The sequence below is a fragment of the Peribacillus sp. NPDC097675 genome (assembly GCF_050277655.1).
Taxonomy (GTDB): Bacteria; Bacillota; Bacilli; order Bacillales; family DSM-1321; genus Peribacillus.
In genome coordinates this window covers 1-21,726 of the sequence record NZ_JBNNSK010000017.1, presented here as the reverse complement: position 1 = coordinate 21,726, position 21,726 = coordinate 1, and the positions used below count along the sequence as shown (strand labels likewise).

Annotated in this window: 12 protein-coding genes and 3 riboswitches; of the genes, 10 read left to right on the top strand and 2 right to left on the bottom strand. The window is 41.4% G+C overall.

Annotated elements, in window-relative coordinates; translation table 11 throughout:
• Genes essC through essA form a run of 3 tightly spaced genes read left to right on the top strand, consistent with a single transcriptional unit; the run spans position 1 to position 7,867 of the window.
• Entirely contained in the window at positions 1-4,449 is a 4,449-nt protein-coding gene (gene essC, locus ACQKL5_RS19635; protein ID WP_427610555.1) for a type VII secretion protein EssC, read from the top strand.
• A gap of 18 nt (positions 4,450-4,467) precedes the next feature.
• Complete coding sequence (gene esaA / locus ACQKL5_RS19630; protein ID WP_427610554.1) at positions 4,468-7,398, top strand: type VII secretion protein EsaA; 2,931 nt, start codon at positions 4,468-4,470, stop codon at positions 7,396-7,398.
• Entirely contained in the window at positions 7,385-7,867 is a 483-nt protein-coding gene (gene essA, locus ACQKL5_RS19625) for a type VII secretion protein EssA (protein ID WP_427610553.1), read from the top strand. Before esaA ends, essA begins: the two co-directional genes overlap by 14 nt.
• Before the next feature lie 235 nt (positions 7,868-8,102).
• On the opposite strand, the gene ACQKL5_RS19620 is transcribed toward essA, so the two are convergent.
• Positions 8,103-9,047 (bottom strand): ABC transporter substrate-binding protein, encoded by a 945-nt coding sequence (locus tag ACQKL5_RS19620; RefSeq protein ID WP_427610552.1) that lies wholly within the window; start codon positions 9,045-9,047, stop codon positions 8,103-8,105.
• The gene (locus tag ACQKL5_RS19615; protein ID WP_427610596.1) at positions 9,044-9,601 is read right to left on the bottom strand and encodes a hypothetical protein; all 558 of its coding nucleotides are present in this window, start codon (positions 9,599-9,601) and stop codon (positions 9,044-9,046) included. Before ACQKL5_RS19615 ends, ACQKL5_RS19620 begins: the two co-directional genes overlap by 4 nt.
• Before the next feature lie 158 nt (positions 9,602-9,759).
• Positions 9,760-9,979: riboswitch (cobalamin riboswitch) on the bottom strand.
• A gap of 188 nt (positions 9,980-10,167) precedes the next feature.
• Between ACQKL5_RS19615 and ACQKL5_RS19610 the strand changes: the two genes are divergently transcribed.
• The 7 genes from ACQKL5_RS19610 to ptsG all read left to right on the top strand — a co-directional run bounded on the left by ACQKL5_RS19610 (position 10,168) and on the right by ptsG (position 21,368).
• Positions 10,168-11,124, top strand: coding sequence for an AAA family ATPase (locus ACQKL5_RS19610; protein ID WP_427610551.1), 957 nt, complete (start codon positions 10,168-10,170; stop codon positions 11,122-11,124).
• 8 nt (positions 11,125-11,132) lie between these two features.
• Complete coding sequence (locus ACQKL5_RS19605; protein ID WP_427610550.1) at positions 11,133-12,308, top strand: DUF58 domain-containing protein; 1,176 nt, start codon at positions 11,133-11,135, stop codon at positions 12,306-12,308.
• Positions 12,298-14,511: a DUF4129 domain-containing transglutaminase family protein gene (locus tag ACQKL5_RS19600; RefSeq protein WP_427610549.1), complete on the top strand. Its 2,214-nt coding sequence runs from the start codon at positions 12,298-12,300 to the stop codon at positions 14,509-14,511. Before ACQKL5_RS19605 ends, ACQKL5_RS19600 begins: the two co-directional genes overlap by 11 nt.
• A 35-nt stretch (positions 14,512-14,546) precedes the next feature.
• Positions 14,547-14,648: riboswitch (purine riboswitch) on the top strand.
• Between the two features lie 140 nt (positions 14,649-14,788).
• Positions 14,789-16,345 carry a glutamine-hydrolyzing GMP synthase gene (gene guaA, locus ACQKL5_RS19595; RefSeq protein WP_427610595.1) on the top strand — a complete coding sequence of 519 codons (1,557 nt, stop codon included), beginning with the start codon at positions 14,789-14,791 and terminating at the stop codon, positions 16,343-16,345.
• A 235-nt stretch (positions 16,346-16,580) separates the two neighbouring features.
• A riboswitch (purine riboswitch) is annotated at positions 16,581-16,682 on the top strand.
• 104 nt (positions 16,683-16,786) lie between these two features.
• Positions 16,787-18,118 carry an NCS2 family permease gene (locus ACQKL5_RS19590; protein WP_427610548.1) on the top strand — a complete coding sequence of 444 codons (1,332 nt, stop codon included), beginning with the start codon at positions 16,787-16,789 and terminating at the stop codon, positions 18,116-18,118.
• Between the two features lie 143 nt (positions 18,119-18,261).
• On the top strand, positions 18,262-19,104 hold the full coding sequence (gene glcT, locus ACQKL5_RS19585; RefSeq protein WP_427610547.1) for a glucose PTS transporter transcription antiterminator GlcT: 843 nt from the start codon (positions 18,262-18,264) through the stop codon (positions 19,102-19,104).
• 194 nt (positions 19,105-19,298) lie between these two features.
• Positions 19,299-21,368, top strand: a complete 2,070-nt coding sequence (ptsG, locus tag ACQKL5_RS19580; RefSeq protein WP_427610546.1) for a glucose-specific PTS transporter subunit IIBC — start codon at positions 19,299-19,301, stop codon at positions 21,366-21,368.
• Positions 21,369-21,726 lie beyond the last annotated feature (358 nt).

The following is a 21,726-nucleotide window of genomic DNA, read 5'->3' as shown; positions in this document are numbered from 1 at the left end:
ATGAGTTCACTATGGATTTTCTGTAAGAAGACATTCCAATCTTATACGATTAGGGATATGCAAGCGGGTCCAATCACGATTGGATCATCCGAACAGGATACTATCACAATCTATTCAATTCCATTCCTCCACGGCCATATTGAGTTGAGGAAAGATGATGAGCTTGATCAATATACGGTAAGTAGAGGAGAAGAGAGGATAGGGGAGGTAAAGCCTTACCAGTCCTACACTTTTCATGAAGGTCAAGAAGCTGTTGATATCTTTTACGCACCAGGGGAACTGGATGAAAGCCTTTATTATATAGGTCACTTGAAAGAGGTATCGGTATCGGACCGTTCGGGAGCAACGATTTGCAAAAAGGGAGGCAACGATACGGACTTTTCCATTGTTCGCCGTAAAGAAAAGTGGTTGCTCGTACCTAGGGAAGGCCGGCTTTTCCTGAATGGCGTAAAAGTTACGGAATTGACGGCCATTGAAAATGGTGATTTGATTTGTTCGCCATATATGTTACTGAGGGTACTTGAAGGTGATACATTAATGGTCAAAAGTGCGGACCGTTATGAAACCACGTTAACTAGGATCATGCAGCCGATATCCGAAATGAAAAAAAGCTATCCACAGTATCGCCGGACTCCACGGATGATTTACGAATTGCCGGATGAGAAAGTGACAATCTCATTTCCAAGTCAAGAATCGGAAGACCAGAATCGGGGGCTATGGCTAATCCTTATGCCTCCATTGATGATGCTGATTGTCATGGGAGTTGTCATGATTGTTCAGCCGCGTGGGATCTTCATCCTCATTTCGATTGTAATGTTCACCACTACCATGGTGACCTCTACGGTGCAATACTTCAAAGATAAAAAGAAGCAGAAGCACAGAGCTGAAAGGCGTCTGCGCGTTTATACGAGGTATCTCGAACAAAAGCGTGAAGAGTTACAAGAACTCTCGGCACAGCAAAAGAAAGTTTTGCTCTACCATTACCCTTCTTTTGAAAAAATGAAGCAACTGACGGATCGGATTAGCGATCGAATATGGGAGCGGACGATGGAAAGTGAAGACTTTCTCCACTTTAGGGTCGGTACGGCGTCGATTCCATCAAGTTATGAGGTCAAGGTAAACAGCAGTGATATGTCGAACCGAGATATTGATGATTTACTTGAACAGTCGCAGGAACTTGTGGATGTATACAAGAGCCTTGACGATCTTCCATTAACCATTGATTTGGCTAGTGGCTCTATGGGGCTAGTGGGGAAGGAAACCGTCGTCAAACGGGAGCTGCAGCAGATGATTGGTCAATTGGCTTTCTTCCATAGCTATCATGATGTCCGGTTCGTGGCGATTTTCCCGGAAAAGGATTATGAGGAATGGGAATGGATGAAATGGCTACCTCATTTCCAATTGCCGCATGCCTACGCGAAAGGCTTTATTTATAATGAGCAATCTCGTGATCAGCTATTGTCATCGATCTATCAATTGCTTAGAGAAAGGGATCTGGATGAGAATAAAGGAAAAGTGAGGTTTACGCCTCATTTCGTATTCATTGTTACAGACCGTACTTTGATTTCGGAACATGTCATTCTTGAATATTTAGAAGGCAAGTCCGAACAGCTCGGCATATCAACTATCTTTGCGGCAGATTCCAAAGAGAGTTTGACAGAGAACGTCCATACGCTTGTGAAGTATATCAATGATCGTGATGGTGAAATCTTGATTCAGCAAAAGAAAGCCGTTCATACGCCCTTCAGGCTTGACGAGCATAAACGGGAAGGTAATGAGGGATATGCCCGGTTATTGCGGTCGCTTGATCATCAAAAAGGGATGAATAACTCCATCCCTGAAACCGTTTCGTTCTTGGAACTTTTAAAAGCTCGTGAAGTTAAGGATCTGCCAATCGGCCAGAATTGGCTGACGAATCAGTCCTCCAAGTCGTTAGCGGTGCCGATTGGACTGAAAGGAAAGACAGATAGAGTGGAGTTAAACTTACACGAAAAAGCACACGGTCCCCATGGCTTAGTCGCAGGGACGACGGGCTCCGGAAAAAGTGAATTGTTGCAGACTTATATCTTGTCGCTTGCCGTTCACTATCATCCCCATGAAGTGGCGTTTCTGCTGATTGACTATAAAGGAGGGGGAATGGCACAGCCATTCAAGCAAATTCCCCATCTACTTGGAGTCATCACGAATATTGAAGGAAGCAAGAACTTCAGTGCCCGGGCACTTGCCTCGATCAATAGCGAGCTGAAGAAACGACAGCGTCTGTTTGATCGTTATGAGGTCAATCATATCAATGATTACACGGACTTATATAAAGAAGGAAAAGCCGATAAGCCATTGCCGCACTTATTCCTGATTTCAGATGAGTTTGCCGAACTTAAAAATGAAGAACCTGATTTCATCCGTGAATTGGTCAGTACGGCACGGATCGGACGGAGCCTGGGTGTTCACTTGATTTTGGCTACGCAAAAGCCAGGAGGCGTGATTGATAACCAGATTTGGAGTAATGCCCGTTTTAAGATTTCCTTAAAGGTACAGGATGCCAATGATAGTAAAGAAATCTTGAAAAATAGCGATGCTGCGAACATCACCGTCACCGGCCGTGGCTATTTACAGGTAGGAAATAACGAGGTGTACGAACTGTTTCAATCTGCGTGGAGCGGTGCCCCTTATATGGAAGATACAGTGGGGGCGGAGGATGAAGTAGCGCTTGTTACGGATCTCGGGCTTGTCCAGATATCCAATGTAACGGAGGAAGTTACTTCGATACGAAAAGAAAAAATCAGCGAAATTGAAGCTGTGGCTGACCATATTGTAGCGACGCAGAATGAAATGCAGATTCCAAAACTGGCTAGTCCTTGGCTGCCTCCTCTATCGGACCGCCTATCAAGAAACAATCAAATAAGCCATACGGAAAACCAGTTCCATCTTGGATTAAAAGACGAGCCCGAATTGCAGAGCCAGACGGATTATGTGTACAACTGGATAGAGGATGGAAACATTGGGATTTTCGGATCTTCCGGCTATGGCAAGTCAACGACGGTATTGACGCTTCTCTTTAATTTCATCGAACAATTTTCACCTGAAGAATTGCATTATTACATTTTCGATTTTGGGAACAGTGCACTGCTGCCACTTCGCCAGCTGCCACACACAGGAGATTATTTCAGATTGGATGAGATGAGGAAAATAGAGAAGTTCATGTTGTTCATGAGGACGGAGATGGAAAGAAGGAAACAGCTTTTCTCTGAACGGGAACTTAGCAATATCAAGCTTTATAACGCTCTAGTGGAAGATAAGTTACCGATTATCTACATCGTCATCGATAATTTCGACTTGGTGAAGGATGAAATGCCAGATCAGGAGGCACAATTCATCCAGTTTGCTCGTGACGGACAATCTCTTGGGGTGTTTATGATTTTGACCGCTACAAGAATTAATGCCATCCGTCAGCCAATGATGAATAGTTTAAAAACGAAGGTCGTTCATTACTTAATGGACAGCTCGGAACAGTATTCCGTTTTAGGCAGGACGCCTTATGAAAATGAACCAGTACCTGGTAGGGCATTGGTGAAAACAGACCAGACCTATCTGATGCAGGTGTATCTGCCAGCAGATGGAAAAGATGATGTAGCTGTTTTGGAAGCAATGAAACAGATGGTGGCGGAAAACAAGACAAGATACAAAAATCATGCTAAGCCGCCAGCCATTCCAATGTTGCCAAATCGCCTAGACTTCGCGTCATTCAAGACGTACTATTCACCATCTACCAAGACAGGAATCATACCAATCGGGCTTTCGGAGGAGAGCGTATCCCCTGTATGGGTAGATTTGCATGCCAACCCATTCTTACTTATTGTCGGTCAGTCACGTAAAGGAAAAACAAACATGCTCAAAGTGGTTTTGGATACGCTTCTTCCCCAGACGATCGGTGAAGTTGGCATATTTGATGGAGTGGATCGCGGTCTATCACCTTATGCAAGCAGAGAGACCGTACAGTACGTAGAAACGAAAGATCAGATTACAGATTGGCTCGATCACATCACGGAAATATTTGAGGACCGTGAACGCCAGTATTTAGAGGCCTTGGAACAGAAGCCAATGAAACAGCTTGATTTTTCATCCGTCATCTTCGTTATCGACAGCATTTCAAGGTTCCAGCAAGCGATTGATGGAAGAATTCAGGACAAAATAAGCGGCCTAATAAAACAATACAGCCACTTAGGTTTTTCATTGATGGTGGCTGGAAATGCGAATGACTTCACGAAGGGATATGATTCCCTGACGACGGAATTGAAACAGATTAGGCAGGCAATTTTGCTTCTGAAAAAATCGGATCAGAGTTTATATACGCTCTCGTATTCAAGAAAAGAAGAAGAAATACAGCCAGGGTACGGTTATTTTGTTCTAAATGGCAGGGAAAGTAAAATTCAGATTCCATTAAGTGAATAAGAAGGAGGGAGAAAGCAGTTGAATAAGACAATACAGCCGTTGCTACTAATTGGAAAGATACTTGTAATCATTGCTCTGCCCATCTTGTTTTTTTCTTATATTGGTCAAAACCCGATGAAAAAAACAGAAACGGCCTCCCGTGAAATTGCCATTGTCAATGAAGATAATGGGGCTGAATATAACAAGAACCAGATACAAGTCGGCTCAGAGCTCGTCACCACATTGGATAAAAACTCCGAGTATGATTGGGTTGTCGTCAACAGAAGTGCCGCAGAAAATGGACTGGCTAATAAAAAGTACGATGCAATTATTTACTTCCCATCGGACTTTTCCAAGAACATTTATACCTTTACTGAAGAACAACCAGTCAAAGCGGGGGTTAAGTATAAAGTTCAGACAAGCTTGAATGCGGAAAATATGGAAAAGGTGCAAAAAGAGTTAGAGAAGACCAAGAATAAAATGAATAAGCATATTTCCACGCAATACTGGAGCTATGTATCTCAATCGGTAGAGGATATCCGCAAAAAGTTCGATAATGTTTTGACAAAGGAAATCGCTTTCCAAAACACGATGTATAAGTTTTATACCCCAAGCTCGGAAAGTCTGGCTGGGGAAATCAAACAACATAAAGATATGCTCAAGGGAGTTTTTGCTTCCACGAAGAGTGCAGGGGAAACCACCAATGAAGCATTAGGTGAAATGGGAAAAACCAAAGCCCAAATGGCCTCTTTCGTGGAGGAAGTTATGACTTTTGAGGAATACCAGAAAGCGCAAAGTGCTCTTTTTGCTTTGACATCCACCCAAAATCAGCAGTTGGTCATGGATAGCATCCAAGCGTATGATGGGGTGCTGAATGAGGGAGTCCAGACGATACCGGATATCCAAAAGGATACCAAACCGGGATTTAGTCTGAATGAACAAGGCATGAATGAGAACGTGGTGATGATGCAAGAAGAAATTGAAAGTAGCACTAGTAACCTGGAGGATTTCTCCACCAGCATGAAAGAAAAACAGGTGGAACAAATCTCGAAAATAAAGAATGAACAACAAAGCTCGATTGATCAATTTAAACAATCGGAAGAGGCTGGGCTTAACAAGCTTCAGTCAACTTTATTGGAGCAACGTGTAAGCTTGGCCAACAGCTCGGGGGATAAAGATCCAATTGGTGGAGGCGGTACACCGATAGAAGATGTTGATACCGGGGGAAATGGGGATTCAAAAGCTGCTCCTTCAAAAAAGGAAGCAATCGATGATATCTCACTTCAAGTGTTACTGGATAAAATCAATGGTATGAATACCTCGCTTGAAAATTTAGTGCCGGCAGAGGGCAGTGAAGGTACAAAAGAGCAAATTAGTTCCCTTGCTAGCAGTCTACAAGAAGAAATCAATACAATGAGCGGGACCTTGAATGACAGAACGAAGAATTATAATCAAGCAGTTATAGAGTTCAATGCATTGATAGATTCATATAATAAGTTACTAACGAATTATAAGAAATTACAAGACGATTACCAAAAGCTAGGTAAAGATTATCAGGATTTGGGGAATCAATGGGAAAAATCGCAGAATGATATTCAAAAATTACAGGATATCCAAAGTATGACCATCAATGAGACCCTTAAAGAAATTAAAAAAGCGGAAGAGGAATTATTGAAAAAAGTAGGCGGTGAAAGACGGGCAGCTCTAGTGGATGTCTTCAATCGTTCGATTGCGAGCCGCGATTCAAATGCCCTTCTAGCTTATTATGGTTCGCTTTCTTCTTATGGAGAGCTTGCTGAAAGAGTGAATAATACGAAAGAAAATTTGGATGAAGTATTCAGCGCCAATATGATTGAACTAGAGAATCTGAAAAATGGTGTCGCCGGTATTGTCGATGAACAGGCGAAACTTGTTCAATCAAGCCTGCTGGATGTGGAAGAAGACTTCGGTTTACTTTCAAGCTCAATACTCGAATTCATTGCAGAATATGATGAGAATGTTGAGGTGGAGCATGCTGCCACACTAGAAGAATTATCGGCGATAACAGCGAAAACTCAAGAAGTAACGGCTAACTTAACAGGTAATATGGAGACTCCTGAAATGGAAGAGGCCCCTGTTGGAAGCCTGGATGGAGAAATGTTCGTATCTCTTCAAGATACCACGGCAACCACGGTTAGCTTTATTTCAGAACTTGTTAATTCCGTTGCGGAGCGTCAAGACACGGTTACGAAGGATACATCCGACCTACAAGCAAAAGTGGGATCGGTTCAGCAAAGAGCGGATGAACTTAATGAAAATTGGGCTCAAAACGTTGATTCCACGAAGAAAATCAAAACGGATGTTTACAGTGTATTGAATAATACGTTAGTGGATGATCAGTCGAACGGGTATGTGTACGAATATTTAGCGAATCCTGTTCAAATCAGCGGGGAGGTATTGCAACAAGAAAAGGTTAATATCCCGCCAATCGTGATGTTAGTAATCATCCTAATATCGGGATTACTGATTGGTTTCTTCTTGCACCATTATGCATCCGTTCCGGTGCTGGTGCATGCAGCCTTATTCACATTACTGAACTTAATCGTCGGTTTGATTATCAGCATGTATGGGCTGAAGATTTATCCGCTTGGTGATATGCAGGCGATTAAATGGACCGTTTTCACTGTCCTGCTTTTATTCTTCTGTTCAGCATTCACACAGCTTGCCTTTGCGATAGGACCATTTGTCGGGGCAATTCTGGTCATTGGTTTAATCAGTTTCTTCACCATTCCATTATTAGACCTGATCATGCCTAATTTCAATGTCGACCATCCGGTAGCCAATGTGTATATGTCCATTCAATTCGGGAATCAGTTGGCCTTTATCCCAGCCACTGTCATTTTGATTATATTAACACTGATTGCTGCGACTCTTCCATATGTGATGAAGCGTCTTGCGATTAAAAGAGAGATGGCTCATGAAGTGGAGTAAACAGATCCTTCTCCTATTATTCATTATCCTCTTGTTTCAGCCCGTTCATGGTCTGGCCCAAGAGGATCCCATCGAGGAGCCAAATGTGTATCAGGAAAAGGATATCAATATTCAAACTGAATATTTTCATGATGAGGAGTTATTGAAACAGAAGCAGAAAATCCCGGAAGAAGTAAAAGGCCTTACCTTTGAAAGAGGAAAGTATGATGTCATAGACTCGATAGAAGATTCCCTTTTTCTTTCTCCTGTAACGGAGGATAATAATATCATTGCTTCCAAAGCGGAAGAAATGGGGTTGTTTTCTTCAGAAGCCCCCATTAGAAAGAGAAGTTTAGAAGAAGAGAGATCCTTCTTGAAGTTTGATTTATCAATCCTATTGGGGATTGTATTAGGAATTGCCGTGTTGTGTTTGTTTGTAGTCCTTATCCCGAGAATGGGTAAGTTGAATCAAGAAGGAGATAAGAAATGAAGAACCCGACTCCAAATTTTGGAGTCGGGTTTTTCTTATTTTGAAAGAGTGATTAGGAGACCTAAAAGAAGGGCGATGGTAAAGACCCATATAAAGAATTTTTTATACATATTCATTACCTCGAATCGTCAAAATGGGATAATTCATTTTATCAAATGAAAGGGTATAAACAAAATGCATAAAAACTAGAACACCAAACCCGCATGTTTAATTTCATGCGGGTTTGGTGTTTCCTTTATTTGAATAATTGCGGATATACGGTCTTGGCGGTTAGTTCTACAGCTTCCCCGATGCGCGGTCCAGGACGTGACATGACGTCTTCGTTAAGCTGATATACTTGATTTTTCTTCACTGCGTCGACATCTCCCCAGCCTTTGCGGGATTTGATTTCATTCACTGCATTTTCCACATAGCCAACGGTTGTAATAATGGTATTTGGGTTGCGCTTGATGACTTCTTCATCAGCTATTTTCGCCCAGCCCTTTTGGTCGACAAAGATATTTTCGATACCGGCAGAAGCTAAGATCTCTTGTTGGAAGGTTTCCGCTCCTGCTGTATAAATTTCAGGAGAAGGGCTGATTTCAAAATATGTTTTCTCTTTAGAATCAACACTCGCCACTTTGTCTTCAACATCTTTGATTTGTGTTTGAATTGTCTGGACTAATTCATTCCCTTTTTTCTTTACGCCCATGACCTCGGCGATTTGATTGATGTCTCCATATACATCATCGAAATTCACTGCTGATTTTATGATAAAAATAGGGATTCCCGCATCTTCAAGCGGCTTCAATGCTGCTTCATCGCCTATTGTATAGGCCATGATGAGATCTGGTTTTAAAGCGATGATTTTTTCGGAATTAATCGTCATCGAATCGGAAACACGTTCAACTTCCTTAGCTTTTTCAGGATAATTATCATAATCCGTAGCTCCAATCACTTTATCGCCTACACCTAGGGCATATAAAATCTCTGTATTACTTGGTTGAAGGGAAACGACGGTTTCCGGGATTTTATCAAAGGTGATTTCTTTACCACTATCATCGGTAACGGTATAGGCTTTGAACTCTTCTGTTGTAGCTTTTTTTTCTGTGGACTTTTGCTCATCATTTGTGGCGCATCCTGTAAGGAAAAGGACCACCATCAGAAGGGCGATCCAACTGAACCTTAACGTTCTTTTCATGATTTATTCCTCCACTTTCTTTTCATCGGTTTGGTTGGATATGATTTGCTGATAAAAGGAATCTCTTTAACGCCCAACTGTTTATTGACATAGACAGCCATCACGAAAAGAACATTAGCCAGCAAATGAGCATAATCAAAAAGGATAGACGGTACCTCTTTTTCCGTACTGACTATATGCAGGGCCCGGACAGATTTTTTGGCTTCGCTGCGGCAGGTGTGCAAAATGCAGGAAACCGTTGAGCCTTGCGGAAGCACGAATGTTTCGATGCTTTCTTTTACTTCAGCTACATAAAAGTCATAAATGTCACTAAGACGGTTTAGATCGGATTCGGCTATGGCTAATTTTCCACGGACAGAACCATTTAAGTGATAAGCCATCGGCAACAGTTCCATTAAATCACTGTAAACTTCAGGAATCTCTTTCGTTAACGAAGCTGCCAGTCCCATCTGTGTCGTCAATGAATCGGTACGGATTTCATAATCGACGGTCGAGGCCGTTTCGCGCATGAATGGGTAACATACAAAACGAAGATCTTTCTTTGTCAAAATGATTCCTCCTTTTCTGGTAGTGTGAATGGCCTATGCATTGCAGTTCGTCGGCAAAAGAAAAAGCCGACCAAAGGTATTGGTCGGCAAACGGACATCTATGTATCTAGAATTAGAAAAAAGATGGAAGAGTGCCGTACAATCCTCTTAACTTCCGAAGAGCAAAATACGATAAAAAAAAGGCAGGTCTCCTGGCTCGTGCGTCTTTTTACTCTAAGAACCTTCCCATTTGATATGAATGAATGGTATCGTGCGTGCGGATTCATCCTCAAACAGTGGTATATTCCTTATTTCATTAGCACTTACAGTTGCGGAAACAGCTTCGGTTTTACACCGAATTCCCTATTAAGCTGACAAGTCAGCACCTATTTTCTGCATGGTTCATATTCACTTAGCACCATTTTAGCATACCTAATTGCATAAATAGTGAAAAAATTTCAAAGAATATAGCTTATAGGATAAATTATCTAGTAAACTCACTTTATAGGATTAAATTGGAGGTTATTGTAAAAAGGATGTCGAATATATAAGAGTTGAACTTGAATGATTTATGAAAGCATGGGAGGTAGAGGATGGTTTATAAACAGGTGAATCAAAAAATGGATATGATTCTAGAAAATATAGAAAAGGTCATTATTGGGAAAAGGGATATAGCTGAATTGAGTCTTGTGGCTCTCCTTTCCGGGGGACATGTCTTGTTGGAGGATGTGCCAGGTGTGGGTAAGACCGTCATGGTCCGGGCCCTTGCTAAGTCCATCGGTGCAGATTTCAAACGGATACAATTCACACCCGACTTGCTGCCGTCTGATGTAACGGGTGTGTCGATCTTCAACCCAAAGGAACAGGAATTTATTTTCAGGCCGGGACCAATCATGGGCCATATTATCTTGGCTGATGAAATCAACCGAACATCGCCGAAAACGCAATCCGCCCTGCTTGAGGGGATGGAAGAGGCAAGTGTGACGGTCGATGGGGTGACAAGGAAATTGGAACAGCCATTTTTCGTCATGGCTACTCAAAATCCAATAGATTACGAAGGTACATACCCTCTTCCAGAGGCGCAGTTGGATCGCTTTCTATTAAAAATGAAAATGGGTTATCCGGAAGTAGCAGAAGAGATTGAGGTACTGCACCGGGCTCAATATACCGCACCGATTGAAGAGTTGCAATCCGTCATTACTTTAGAAGAGTTGAAAGATTTGCAGGTAGAGGCGAAGTCCGTGATAGTGGATGAGACTATAAAGAAGTATATCGTCGAGCTCGCCAATCACTCTCGTAAACATGAAAGTGTGTATCTTGGGGTCAGCCCTCGTGGCTCAATTGCCCTTATGAAGGCATCCCAAGCCTATGCGCTTTTGAATGGAAGGGATTATGTCCTACCAGATGATGTGCAGCACTTGGTTCCATATGTCTTTGCCCATCGTCTAATTCTTAATCCTGAAGCGAATTATGCAGGGGTGAATGCTGACATGGTGATTCATGAAATTGTGGCTACGACAGAGGTGCCAGTGAAGAGGGCAGTGACCTAATGGGGAGCATGTTTACCTTATTAAAGAAAAATAGAAGGGTTAGCGGCATTGTTTTACTTTTGCTACTTTCTTTCAGTTTTGCGATGTTTCAAGGTGGATTCATCAGCTGGTTCATTTTCTATACTTTTTTGCCGTTTGCTGTGTACTCTATGATTCTGATGTTTTACCCGCTGCAAGCTTTTGATGTGGAGAGAAGAATAAGTAAACAGGAATTCCAGGCTGGGGATTCTGTGGAAATAACATTGGTATTTTCTCGTAAAAACCGACTACCTCTTTTGTATATGGTAGTAGAAGAGGAGTTACCGATGGAATTGACAAAAAGAACACTTTTGATTCCAGGATTTAAACAGTCTTTCAATTTGACATATACCTTGGATAACCTGCCACGGGGTGAACATTTCTTGCATGCGGTTCGCTTTAGCATAGGGGACTTTTTTGGACTCTATAGAAAGGAAGCGACAGTGCGTTCCCCTTTGAAAATTACCGTTTTTCCGACGTATCAGGAGTTACCTTACAAGAGCTTGGAAAATGTATTCACTCAAGGCCAAGTAGGGTCTACGAAAAAAAGGCAGCGGGAACATTCAGTAGTATCAGGAATTAGAGAGTATCAGCCAGGTGATCAATTGTCTTGGATAAATTGGAAGGCTACAGCCAGAACAAGTGAAATCATGACAAAGGAATTTGAGGAACAGAAAAGCCGTGATACATTCATCATGCTTGATGAGTACGCTTCTCCCTTTTTCGAGGAAGCTATCATACTTACGGCTTCCTTGGTACATACCTTGATAAAAAAGGGCATGGATGTTGGTTTGGTTAGTACCGGATCGAAGGAGGTCATACCGGCTAGAGGAGGAAGTAAACAGAGAAGGAAAATCTTTTACCAGCTCACAAAAGCCAAAGCAACGAGCCTAAATGTTTGGAATGGCAAGTTGCAGAAGGGAATCGTGCCTTCGAATGCTTCTCTAATATTTGTGATCACCGATTTAACGATGGAAAAGCTAGAAGGAGTGAGTGCGTTCGGAGGAAACCAAATGACGTTGTTATGCGTGAAAAGCCAGGATGATTTCACGATTGAAGAAAAAAATGCGAGATTGGCAGCTTTAGCGCGTGGAATAAAGCTTAGCTTCTTTGAGCAGGGACACCTTCTAAATGAACGAACTGAGGTGAAGGCAAATGAACGCTGATACTACCAAAATGGAAAGGTGGATGTCAGTTCTCTTATATGCATTTGGCCTTCTATTAATTACCGAATGGTTACGACCTGTAGAGAAGCTTACTGATACGGGAGATATCCTGATTTTTGTTGTGTTTGTGGTCCTTTCCTTACTTTTACACTATTTTCGCATTCATTGGATTGTGCGCTTTATCCTCGTGAGTGCCTTTATATTAATCGCCATCCAGTTCTTTTATTCGTCCGTCCCTTTCATGACATTCAAATGGCTTACTGGAGATTTACTGGACTTAACGGCTAACTTTTCGAATGTTTATGCGGGGAAGTGGGAGATGCTTTCTAACCCCTTTCGAACGCTTTTATTTTTCGTGCTTCTTTGGCTTGTGACGTATTTGGTACATTACTGGGTGACAGTAAGGCGAAACATTTTTTTGCTTTATATGCTAACGGTTATTTTTATATCAGTTCTTGATACATTCACTCCCTATGATGGGGATGCGGCGATTGTCAGGATCATCATTATCGGTTTTTCGATGCTTGGTGTGTTGGCGATGTTACGCTTGTCCATACAAGAGCGGTTTGTTTTTTCAGGAGGCCCATTCAAGAAGTGGATCTTCATGTTATCCGGGATGATCTTATTAAGCGCCCTAGTCGGATTTTCTGCACCGAAGTTTTCTCCTAAGTGGCCGGACCCTGTACCGTTTATCGTTTCTTATTCCGATAAAGTGACAGGAAATGATGATGATAGTGATTCCCTAGATAAGCGGGTGGGATACGATGAAGATGATTCTTCTCTTGGAGGGTCAATCGAACCGGATAACACGGTCGTTTTTTACAATACGGCAACGACCGGACATTATTGGAAGGTGGAAAACAAAGATATCTACACCGGAAAAGGCTGGGTGGGTGTAGATGCTATGGAAGAGTATATCATGCTCTCTAATGGGCAGGATTTGACTGGCATAGAAGAACTTGAGGTTCCTGAAGTGTTGCAAACAAAAGAAATGAATACAACTGTAAATATGCTAGAAAGCTATTCTCACATTCTTCATCCACAATCAGGTTACTTGAAAAGGATAGAGGCCGAGAACGTGGATTGGTTTAAGTATTATAAAAATACGGATAAGTACCTCACAGAAAAACAAAACAGCAAGAGCCCTATTACTAAAGAATATGACCTGGTCTATGAAATGCCCAGGTACGATCTGGCTGAATTAAGAAAAGTTACTGAACAGGATGAAACGATGGATGCCCTCATGGAAAACAATACGCAGCTTCCAGAGGGATTGCCAGCTCGTATCTATGACTTGGCCAACGAACTTACGGTGAATGAGAACAATTGGTACGATAAAGCAAAGGCGATTGAAAACCATTTTGACGGCCCTGAGTTTAGGTATTCTAAAGAAGATATTCCATACCCAGGTGATAATCAGGATTATGTGGACCAATTCTTGTTTGAGACCCAAATTGGGTATTGCGATAATTATTCAACGGCGATGGTCATTTTATTAAGAGCTGCCAATATACCGGCAAGGTGGGTAAAGGGATATACTGAAGGGGAAAGATCAATCTATAAGGGTGAGTCTGCGTATAAAGTTACAAATAATAATGCTCATTCATGGGTGGAGGTTTATTTTTCGGAATTGGGATGGGTACCGTTTGAACCGACAAAAGGATTTAATGGGCCAACGGAATTTTATAATTCTGATCTCAATACGCAAAACACCGAGAAAACCGAGCCGGCAGCTAAAGAGATTGTTAAGCAGAATGAGACACAGACTAGAGAGCGTCAAGATACACCTGAAAAAGATTCAGGATCAACTAAGGTAAACGCTCTTCTAAATCAGAAAACTATGTTGGGGTGGAGTGCCGCAATCTTATTAAGCATAACCATCCTGGTTGCTGTAGGGTATCTTTATAGAAGGAAATGGCTTCCTTTTGTCTATATACTCCGTTCCAAAAAGATATCCGGTCCATATTTTGTCCAGGCTTACGAATTATTATTGAAGCAGTTAAGCCGTGCAGGGGTAGGGCGTCCTGATGGGCAAACATTGCGGGAATATGCAGCCTATGTGGATGCTGTTTATGAGACGGAATCGATGCGGAAAATGACCGAACGGTACGAAATGATGATTTACCGTGGAAATCTAGAAGAAGGTGAATGGGAACACTTTCGGAGCAGCTGGGAAACCCTTATGAAAAAAACTAGCTCTTGACCATGTTTTTATTATATTGATACAATGATACAATAACTTAAACTAATAATGTCCTTCATATATCCTCGATAATATGGATCGAAAGTTTCTACCGAATCACCGTAAATGATTTGACTATGAAGGCGGATTTACAGGAAAGCTGAAAATCTGCCTTCGTATATACTTTTTTTGTATATCATCGTGGGTGGATTTTTAGTTTTCCTTTTTTTTTGATACTATTTTTTATATGAAAACATCACTCGTTTTCGGGTGAATTACATTGATAGAGGTGACGTTTGTGCCGGGGAAAACAGAATTGCAAAAAAACCAAGAAATGATCGTAGTACTTGATTTCGGAAGCCAATATAATCAATTGATTACACGACGTATTCGTGAATTCGGTGTTTACAGTGAGCTTCACCCTCATACCATTACAATGGAAGAACTACAGGAAATGAATCCAACAGGGATCATTTTTTCAGGTGGCCCTAACAGTGTATATGATGCAAGTGCATTTGGCTGTGATGAGCGTATTTTCGATTTAGGTCTTCCGATTTTCGGTATTTGTTATGGCATGCAGCTGATGACGAAACATTTTGGCGGAAAAGTGGAACGCGCCAAAAACCGTGAATACGGAAAAGCGACTCTTACGGTTCAAAATGAATCTAAATTATTCGGTGATCTTCCGAAAGAACAAATTGTCTGGATGAGCCACGGTGACTTGGTTGTCGAAACCCCTGAAGGTTTCACGGTCGATGGAACGAATCCGTCTTGTCCTATTTCGGCAATGAGTGATGAGTCACGTAAATTATATGCCGTTCAATTCCACCCAGAAGTACGTCACTCTGTACACGGCAATGAAATCCTGAAAAACTTCGTATTTGGAGTTTGTGGATGTAAAGGTGACTGGTCCATGGAAAATTTCGTTGAAATTGAAATGGAAAAAATCCGTCAAACAGTCGGCGACAAAAAAGTTTTATGTGCCTTGAGTGGTGGGGTGGATTCGTCCGTAGTGGCGGTATTAATTCATAAAGCGATTGGCGATCAACTAACATGTATCTTCGTTGATCATGGCTTACTGCGTAAAGGTGAAGCGGAAAGTGTTATGAAAACCTTCAGTGACGGCTTTAATATGAACGTCATTAAAGTGGATGCAAAAGAACGTTTCTTATCCAAACTTGCTGGCGTTTCCGATCCGGAACAGAAACGTAAAATCATCGGTAACGAGTTTATCTACGTGTTCGATGATGAAGCAACGAAACTAGAAGGCATCGATTTCCTTGCACAAGGTACGCTTTACACGGATATCATTGAAAGCGGTACGGCAACGGCACAAACGATTAAATCACATCATAATGTCGGCGGTCTACCGGAAGATATGCAATTCAAATTAATTGAACCATTGAATACATTATTCAAGGATGAGGTACGTGCATTAGGAAGCGAGATGGGCATTCCTGATGAAATCGTTTGGCGTCAGCCGTTCCCGGGTCCTGGTTTGGGAATTCGTGTATTGGGTGAAATTTCAGATGAAAAGCTTGAAATCGTCCGTGAGTCCGATTATATCTTACGTGAGGAAATCAAGAAGAATGGCTTAGAACGTGAAATTTGGCAATACTTCACGGTCCTTCCTAACATTCGTAGTGTAGGAGTAATGGGAGATGCCCGTACGTATGATTACACCATCGGTATTCGTGCCGTCACATCAATTGATGGAATGACTTCCGACTGGGCCCGTATTCCTTGGGAAGTGCTTGAAATCATCTCAACAAGAATCGTCAATGAAGTGGATCATGTAAACCGCGTCGTATATGACATAACATCTAAGCCACCAGCAACGATTGAGTGGGAATAATTAAAAACAACATTGAACCAGTGAAGGGTTTCCCCTTAGCTGGTTTTTTTATGGGGATTTATTATTTATTGTAATCATAATTTTAAAAAAACAAGATAATTACAGGGAATTAACATTAGATTTATCATAAAATATAAAAACGTATCACTTAAAGGCGAACGATAAATAAATATTTAAATAAATTATTCGTATTACATATTGACGGATATTTTGTGGACTGGTACACTATACCTATATAGTAAATGAATATAATTGTCGTATAAAATCGGGAATATGGCCCGAAAGTTTCTACCAAGCTGCCGTTAACAGCTTGACTACGATGTGAATGAAATGGTGAGGTAGGTAGTTCATCAATTCTTTCCATATTAGTAGTTGAGCCCCGTTCGGAAGTGAACGGGGCATTTTCTTATTCATACGAACTGATGATAGGGGAGACTCAATATGAAAAATTACTTTCGTTTTAATGAACTGGGTACTAACTATCGACGGGAAATACTTGGAGGATTAACTACATTCCTCGCCATGGCATATATTCTGGTTGTAAACCCGGTGATGTTAACATTACAGGGCATTGAGGACTACCCTGATGAATTGAGAATGGATTATGGAGCAGTGTTTGTCGCCACGGCATTGGCTGCCGCAATTGGTTCCATTTTGATGGGGCTCATAGCCAGGTATCCGATTTCTCTTGCTCCAGGCATGGGGCTTAATGCATTTTTTGCTTTTACCGTAGTACTTGGTTTCGGTATCCCATGGCAAACAGCTTTAACGGGTGTTTTAATTTCTGGACTCATATTTGTTCTACTTTCTTTATCCGGTATTCGTGAGAAGATCATTAATGCCATTCCAGTTGAACTGAAGTATGCGGTCGGAGCTGGAATTGGACTATTCATTACCTTTGTAGGGTTTCAGAACGCAGGAATCATCACGAATGATGATAGCGTACTAGTCGGTCTAGGTGATTTAACAAAGGGAAGTACGTTGCTAGCCGTATTTGGAATTATTGTTACCGTCATTTTGATGACTAGAGGGGTCAAAAGCGGCGTATTCATCGGCATGGTGATCACGGCTGTAGTTGGAATGATATTTGGGCAAGTTCCAGTGCCTGAGAAGATCGTTGGAGCAATACCGAGCATTGCGCCAACTTTCGGAGTGGCATTCGATGCTTTCGGAAGTCCTGGTGAACTTTTTACAGGGCAGATGCTCATCGTGATTTTAACCTTCTTGTTTGTGGCGTTCTTTGATACGGCCGGTACGTTGGTGGCTGTCGCTCAGCAGGCAGGGTTAATGAAGAATAATGTTCTACCGAGAGCGGGGAAAGGTTTGCTTGCTGATTCTCTGTCCATTGTCTCAGGTGCCATCCTTGGTACATCGACGACCACATCTTATGTCGAGTCAACGGCGGGTGTCGCTGCGGGTGCTCGGAGTGGTTTTGCGGCAGTGGTAACAGGATTGCTGTTCGTTCTATCTCTTTTCTTCTTCCCGTTACTTTCCGTTGTGACATCAGCGGTAACTGCACCAGCGTTAGTCATTGTAGGGGTGCTCATGGCTTCCTCGCTTAAAAATATTGACTGGCATAAGTTTGAAGTGGCGGTACCTGCCTTCTTCACGGTTATCATGATGCCCATGACCTATTCGATTGCAACAGGTATTGCCTGCGGATTTATCTTTTATCCCATTACGATGACAATGAAGGGGAGAGCGAAAGAAGTCCATCCGATTATGTGGGGTCTTGGCGTCGTCTTCCTTCTATATTTCATCTTCCTAAAGTAATAAAAAAAACAAGAGTAAATGGATGGGGGCCTATTTTAGGCCTCTTTTCTCGTGTTGTAAGGTGAAGGACTTTACGTGTATAGTATAGATATAAAATGTTTTGTAATGGATGGGATAATTTTTTCGAAAAAAGAGGGAGATTAATGAATGGTTTTTTCGTTGAAAAGGTATTGAATAATAATGTCGTGATAGCTAATCATCCTATGTATGGTGAGGTCGTTTCAATTGGAAAGGGCCTAGGATTTAATCGAAAAAAAGGCGATGAACTAAGTCCAGAACTCGCGGAGAAGACGTTTGTTTTGAAAAGTGAGAAGGAGCAGGAAAATTATAAAAAGTTATTGCCAAAGATTGATCAAAATCTTCAAGCTGCCATTATCGAATCCATTCTTTTGATAAACAATAGAGTTCCTGGAAACCTTAACGAGCATATACATGCAGGTTTAACCGATCATTTGCTATTCGCCCTGCAACGGGTTTCGCAAGGGATGACCATAAAAAACCCATTTTTAAAAGAAACGATCACCCTGTATCCATTTGAGCATACCATCGCTGTCGAGGTTATTGACCTCATTCAAGACAAAACCGGTATAGGGCTTCCCCAAGGTGAGATTGGATTCATCACCCTTCATATTCACAGTGCCATAGCGAATAAGGATGTATCGGATGTCAACCAGTATTCGCAACTGGTTTTTCAATTGATTCAAGTTATAGAAGAACAACTAAATGTTCATATAAATAAAGATAGTATCGATTATTCACGACTCATTCGACATTTAAGATTTATGATGGACCGAGTCCAATCAGGAGAAATAGTAGATGAACCTGAAAAAATCGCTTTGCTATTGAAAGAAGAATATCCTGTATGCTACAATTTAGCTTGGAAGCTAATAAAAATCATGCAGCAGCAATTAGGCAAACCGGTTTGTGATGCGGAAGCTGTCTACTTAACGATGCATATTCAACGATTGCAAAAAAAAAATAAATAAACATTAACCTACGTGTTACTGATTCGATCAGGCATAAGTAAGGAGAATGATTGAGAATGGAACAGGGTAATCTATACCCATCGTCCTTTTTCGGTCCTATCTTTATTTATGCCTTTTTTGTATACAACAAAAGGGATAATTGCAGCGGAATGTAACCGTTTTTATTAGTGAAAAACAAATGAGGAGGAAACAATATGTTTAAGAAGTTGTTTGGTGTCTTGCAGAAAATCGGTAAATCATTGATGCTTCCTGTTGCTATTTTACCTGCTGCGGGTATCTTATTGGCATTCGGTAATGCTTTGCACAATGAGACGTTGTTGGACATCGCGCCGTTTTTAGCAAATGGCGGTGTGGAGATGGTTGCCTCCGTCATGGAAAATGCCGGGAATATCATTTTTGGAAATCTTCCGCTGTTATTTGCGGTAGGGGTAGCCATTGGTTTGGCAGGTGGAGATGGAGTTGCTGGTCTTGCCGCAATCATTGGATTCTTGATCATGAATGTGACCATGGGAACTATTCTTGGGATTGAAGTTGGAGATTTGGAAGGAAGTGCCACATATACTAGCGTTCTTGGTATTCCGACACTTGGTACAGGTGTATTCGGAGGTATCATAGTTGGTGTAATGGCAGCGGTTTTATATAATAAATTTTATGAGATAGAATTACCACCATATCTAGGATTCTTTGCAGGCAAGCGTTTTGTGCCGATTGTCACGGCTGCTAGTGCAGTTGTGCTTGGGTTGATCATGATTTTGGTTTGGCCGACCATTCAATCGGGATTAAATTCATTTTCAGAAAATATGCTAGGTGCTAACTTGACTATTGGTGCCTTTGTCTTTGGTGTTGTAGAGCGTGCGCTCATTCCATTCGGACTGCACCACATTTTCTATTCGCCTTTCTGGTATGAATTCGGTAGTTATGTTAATGATACAGGCAAAATTGTCAGAGGTGACCAAGCTATCTTTATGGCTCAGATCAAAGATGGTGTACAAGATTTAACAGCAGGTACATTCATGACTGGGAAATATCCTTTCATGATGTTCGGTTTACCGGCAGCGGCTTTGGCAATTTATCACGAAGCTCGACCGGAAAAGAAGAAATTTGTTGGGGGACTGATGGTTTCCGCTGCACTTACATCATTTTTGACGGGGATTACTGAACCACTTGAATTTACGTTCTTATTTGTTGCGCCAGTTCTATTTGGTATTCACTGTATATTTGCAGGTTTATCATTCATGACGATGCATTTACTGAACGTCAAAATTGGGATGACGTTCTCCGGTGGTTTAATTGATTATGTACTGTTTGGTTTGATTAATCCGCAGACAAATGCTTGGATAGTTATCCCGGTTGGTTTGGTATTAGCGGTAATATACTATTTTGGTTTCCGTTTTGCTATACGGAAGTTTAATCTTAAAACGCCTGGACGAGAAGTAGAAGAAGATGAGGATGGAATTGAAGCTTCTTCTAGTAAATCAGGAAGCCTTCCTGGAGATATCTTGGAAGCGATGGGCGGTAAAGAAAACATCGCACACTTGGATGCTTGTATCACTCGCCTTCGGGTATCGGTCAATGACATACAGCATGTTGATAAAAATAGATTGAAGAAACTTGGAGCAGCGGGTGTGCTAGAAGTCGGGAACAATGTGCAGGCTATATTTGGACCACGCTCTGAAACCATTAAGGGACAGATGAAAGATATAATGGATGGAAAACGACCTAGCAAGGTTGAGGTTCCTCCAGAAATAGGCGTGGAAAATCAAATTGAAGATATCATTCCGGAACCGCTTCGTACGAATGAACTGAATTCAGAGATTTTCATTTCTCCAATCAAGGGGGAATTGAAGCCAATCACTGAAGTGCCAGATGCGGTCTTCGCTGAAAAAATGATGGGTGATGGGTTTGCAATAGTTCCAGAGGATGGATTGATTGTCTCTCCTGTGGACGGGACGATTGTTAACTTGTTCCCAACTAAACACGCGATTGGTATTGTTTCCGATGCGGGACGTGAAATTTTGATCCACGTTGGAATCGATACGGTTAAATTGCAAGGTAAGGGTTTTGAAACTCTTGTAGCACAAGACGATAAAGTGAAAAGTGGGCAACCGCTACTTAAAGTCGATCTTGATTACATTAAGCAAAATGCCACTTCAATTATCACGCCGATTGTCTTCACCAACCTATCTGAAGGTGAAAGTATAAAAATTGAAAAGAACGGTAAGGTAGATAGTAAGGAGAGTAATATTATTTCAATAAATAAATAAGAAACAAAGAGATGAGGGGTAGCTAATGTGGCTACTCCTCATTTTTTGAATTTTAATAAATAGTAGGTAGTCAAAAAGGGAAGAAAAAAACAAGAAAAGTATTTGTTATTTCAATTGACTTGTCCTATTAACTCATGCTATTATATTAACTACACCGAAACACGACATATCGACGAGAAAAGAAATAATAAAAACTTGTTGACATGTTAGTTTGAAAGTGTTATGATAATAAAGTCGCTAAGAGAGAGACGCACAATTAACATATTGCTCTTTGAAAACTGAACAAAACAAAGCGCCAACGTAAATTTTGAGTGAGCACACACTATAAAAAAGCAAAATGAGCAAGTCAAACATTTCT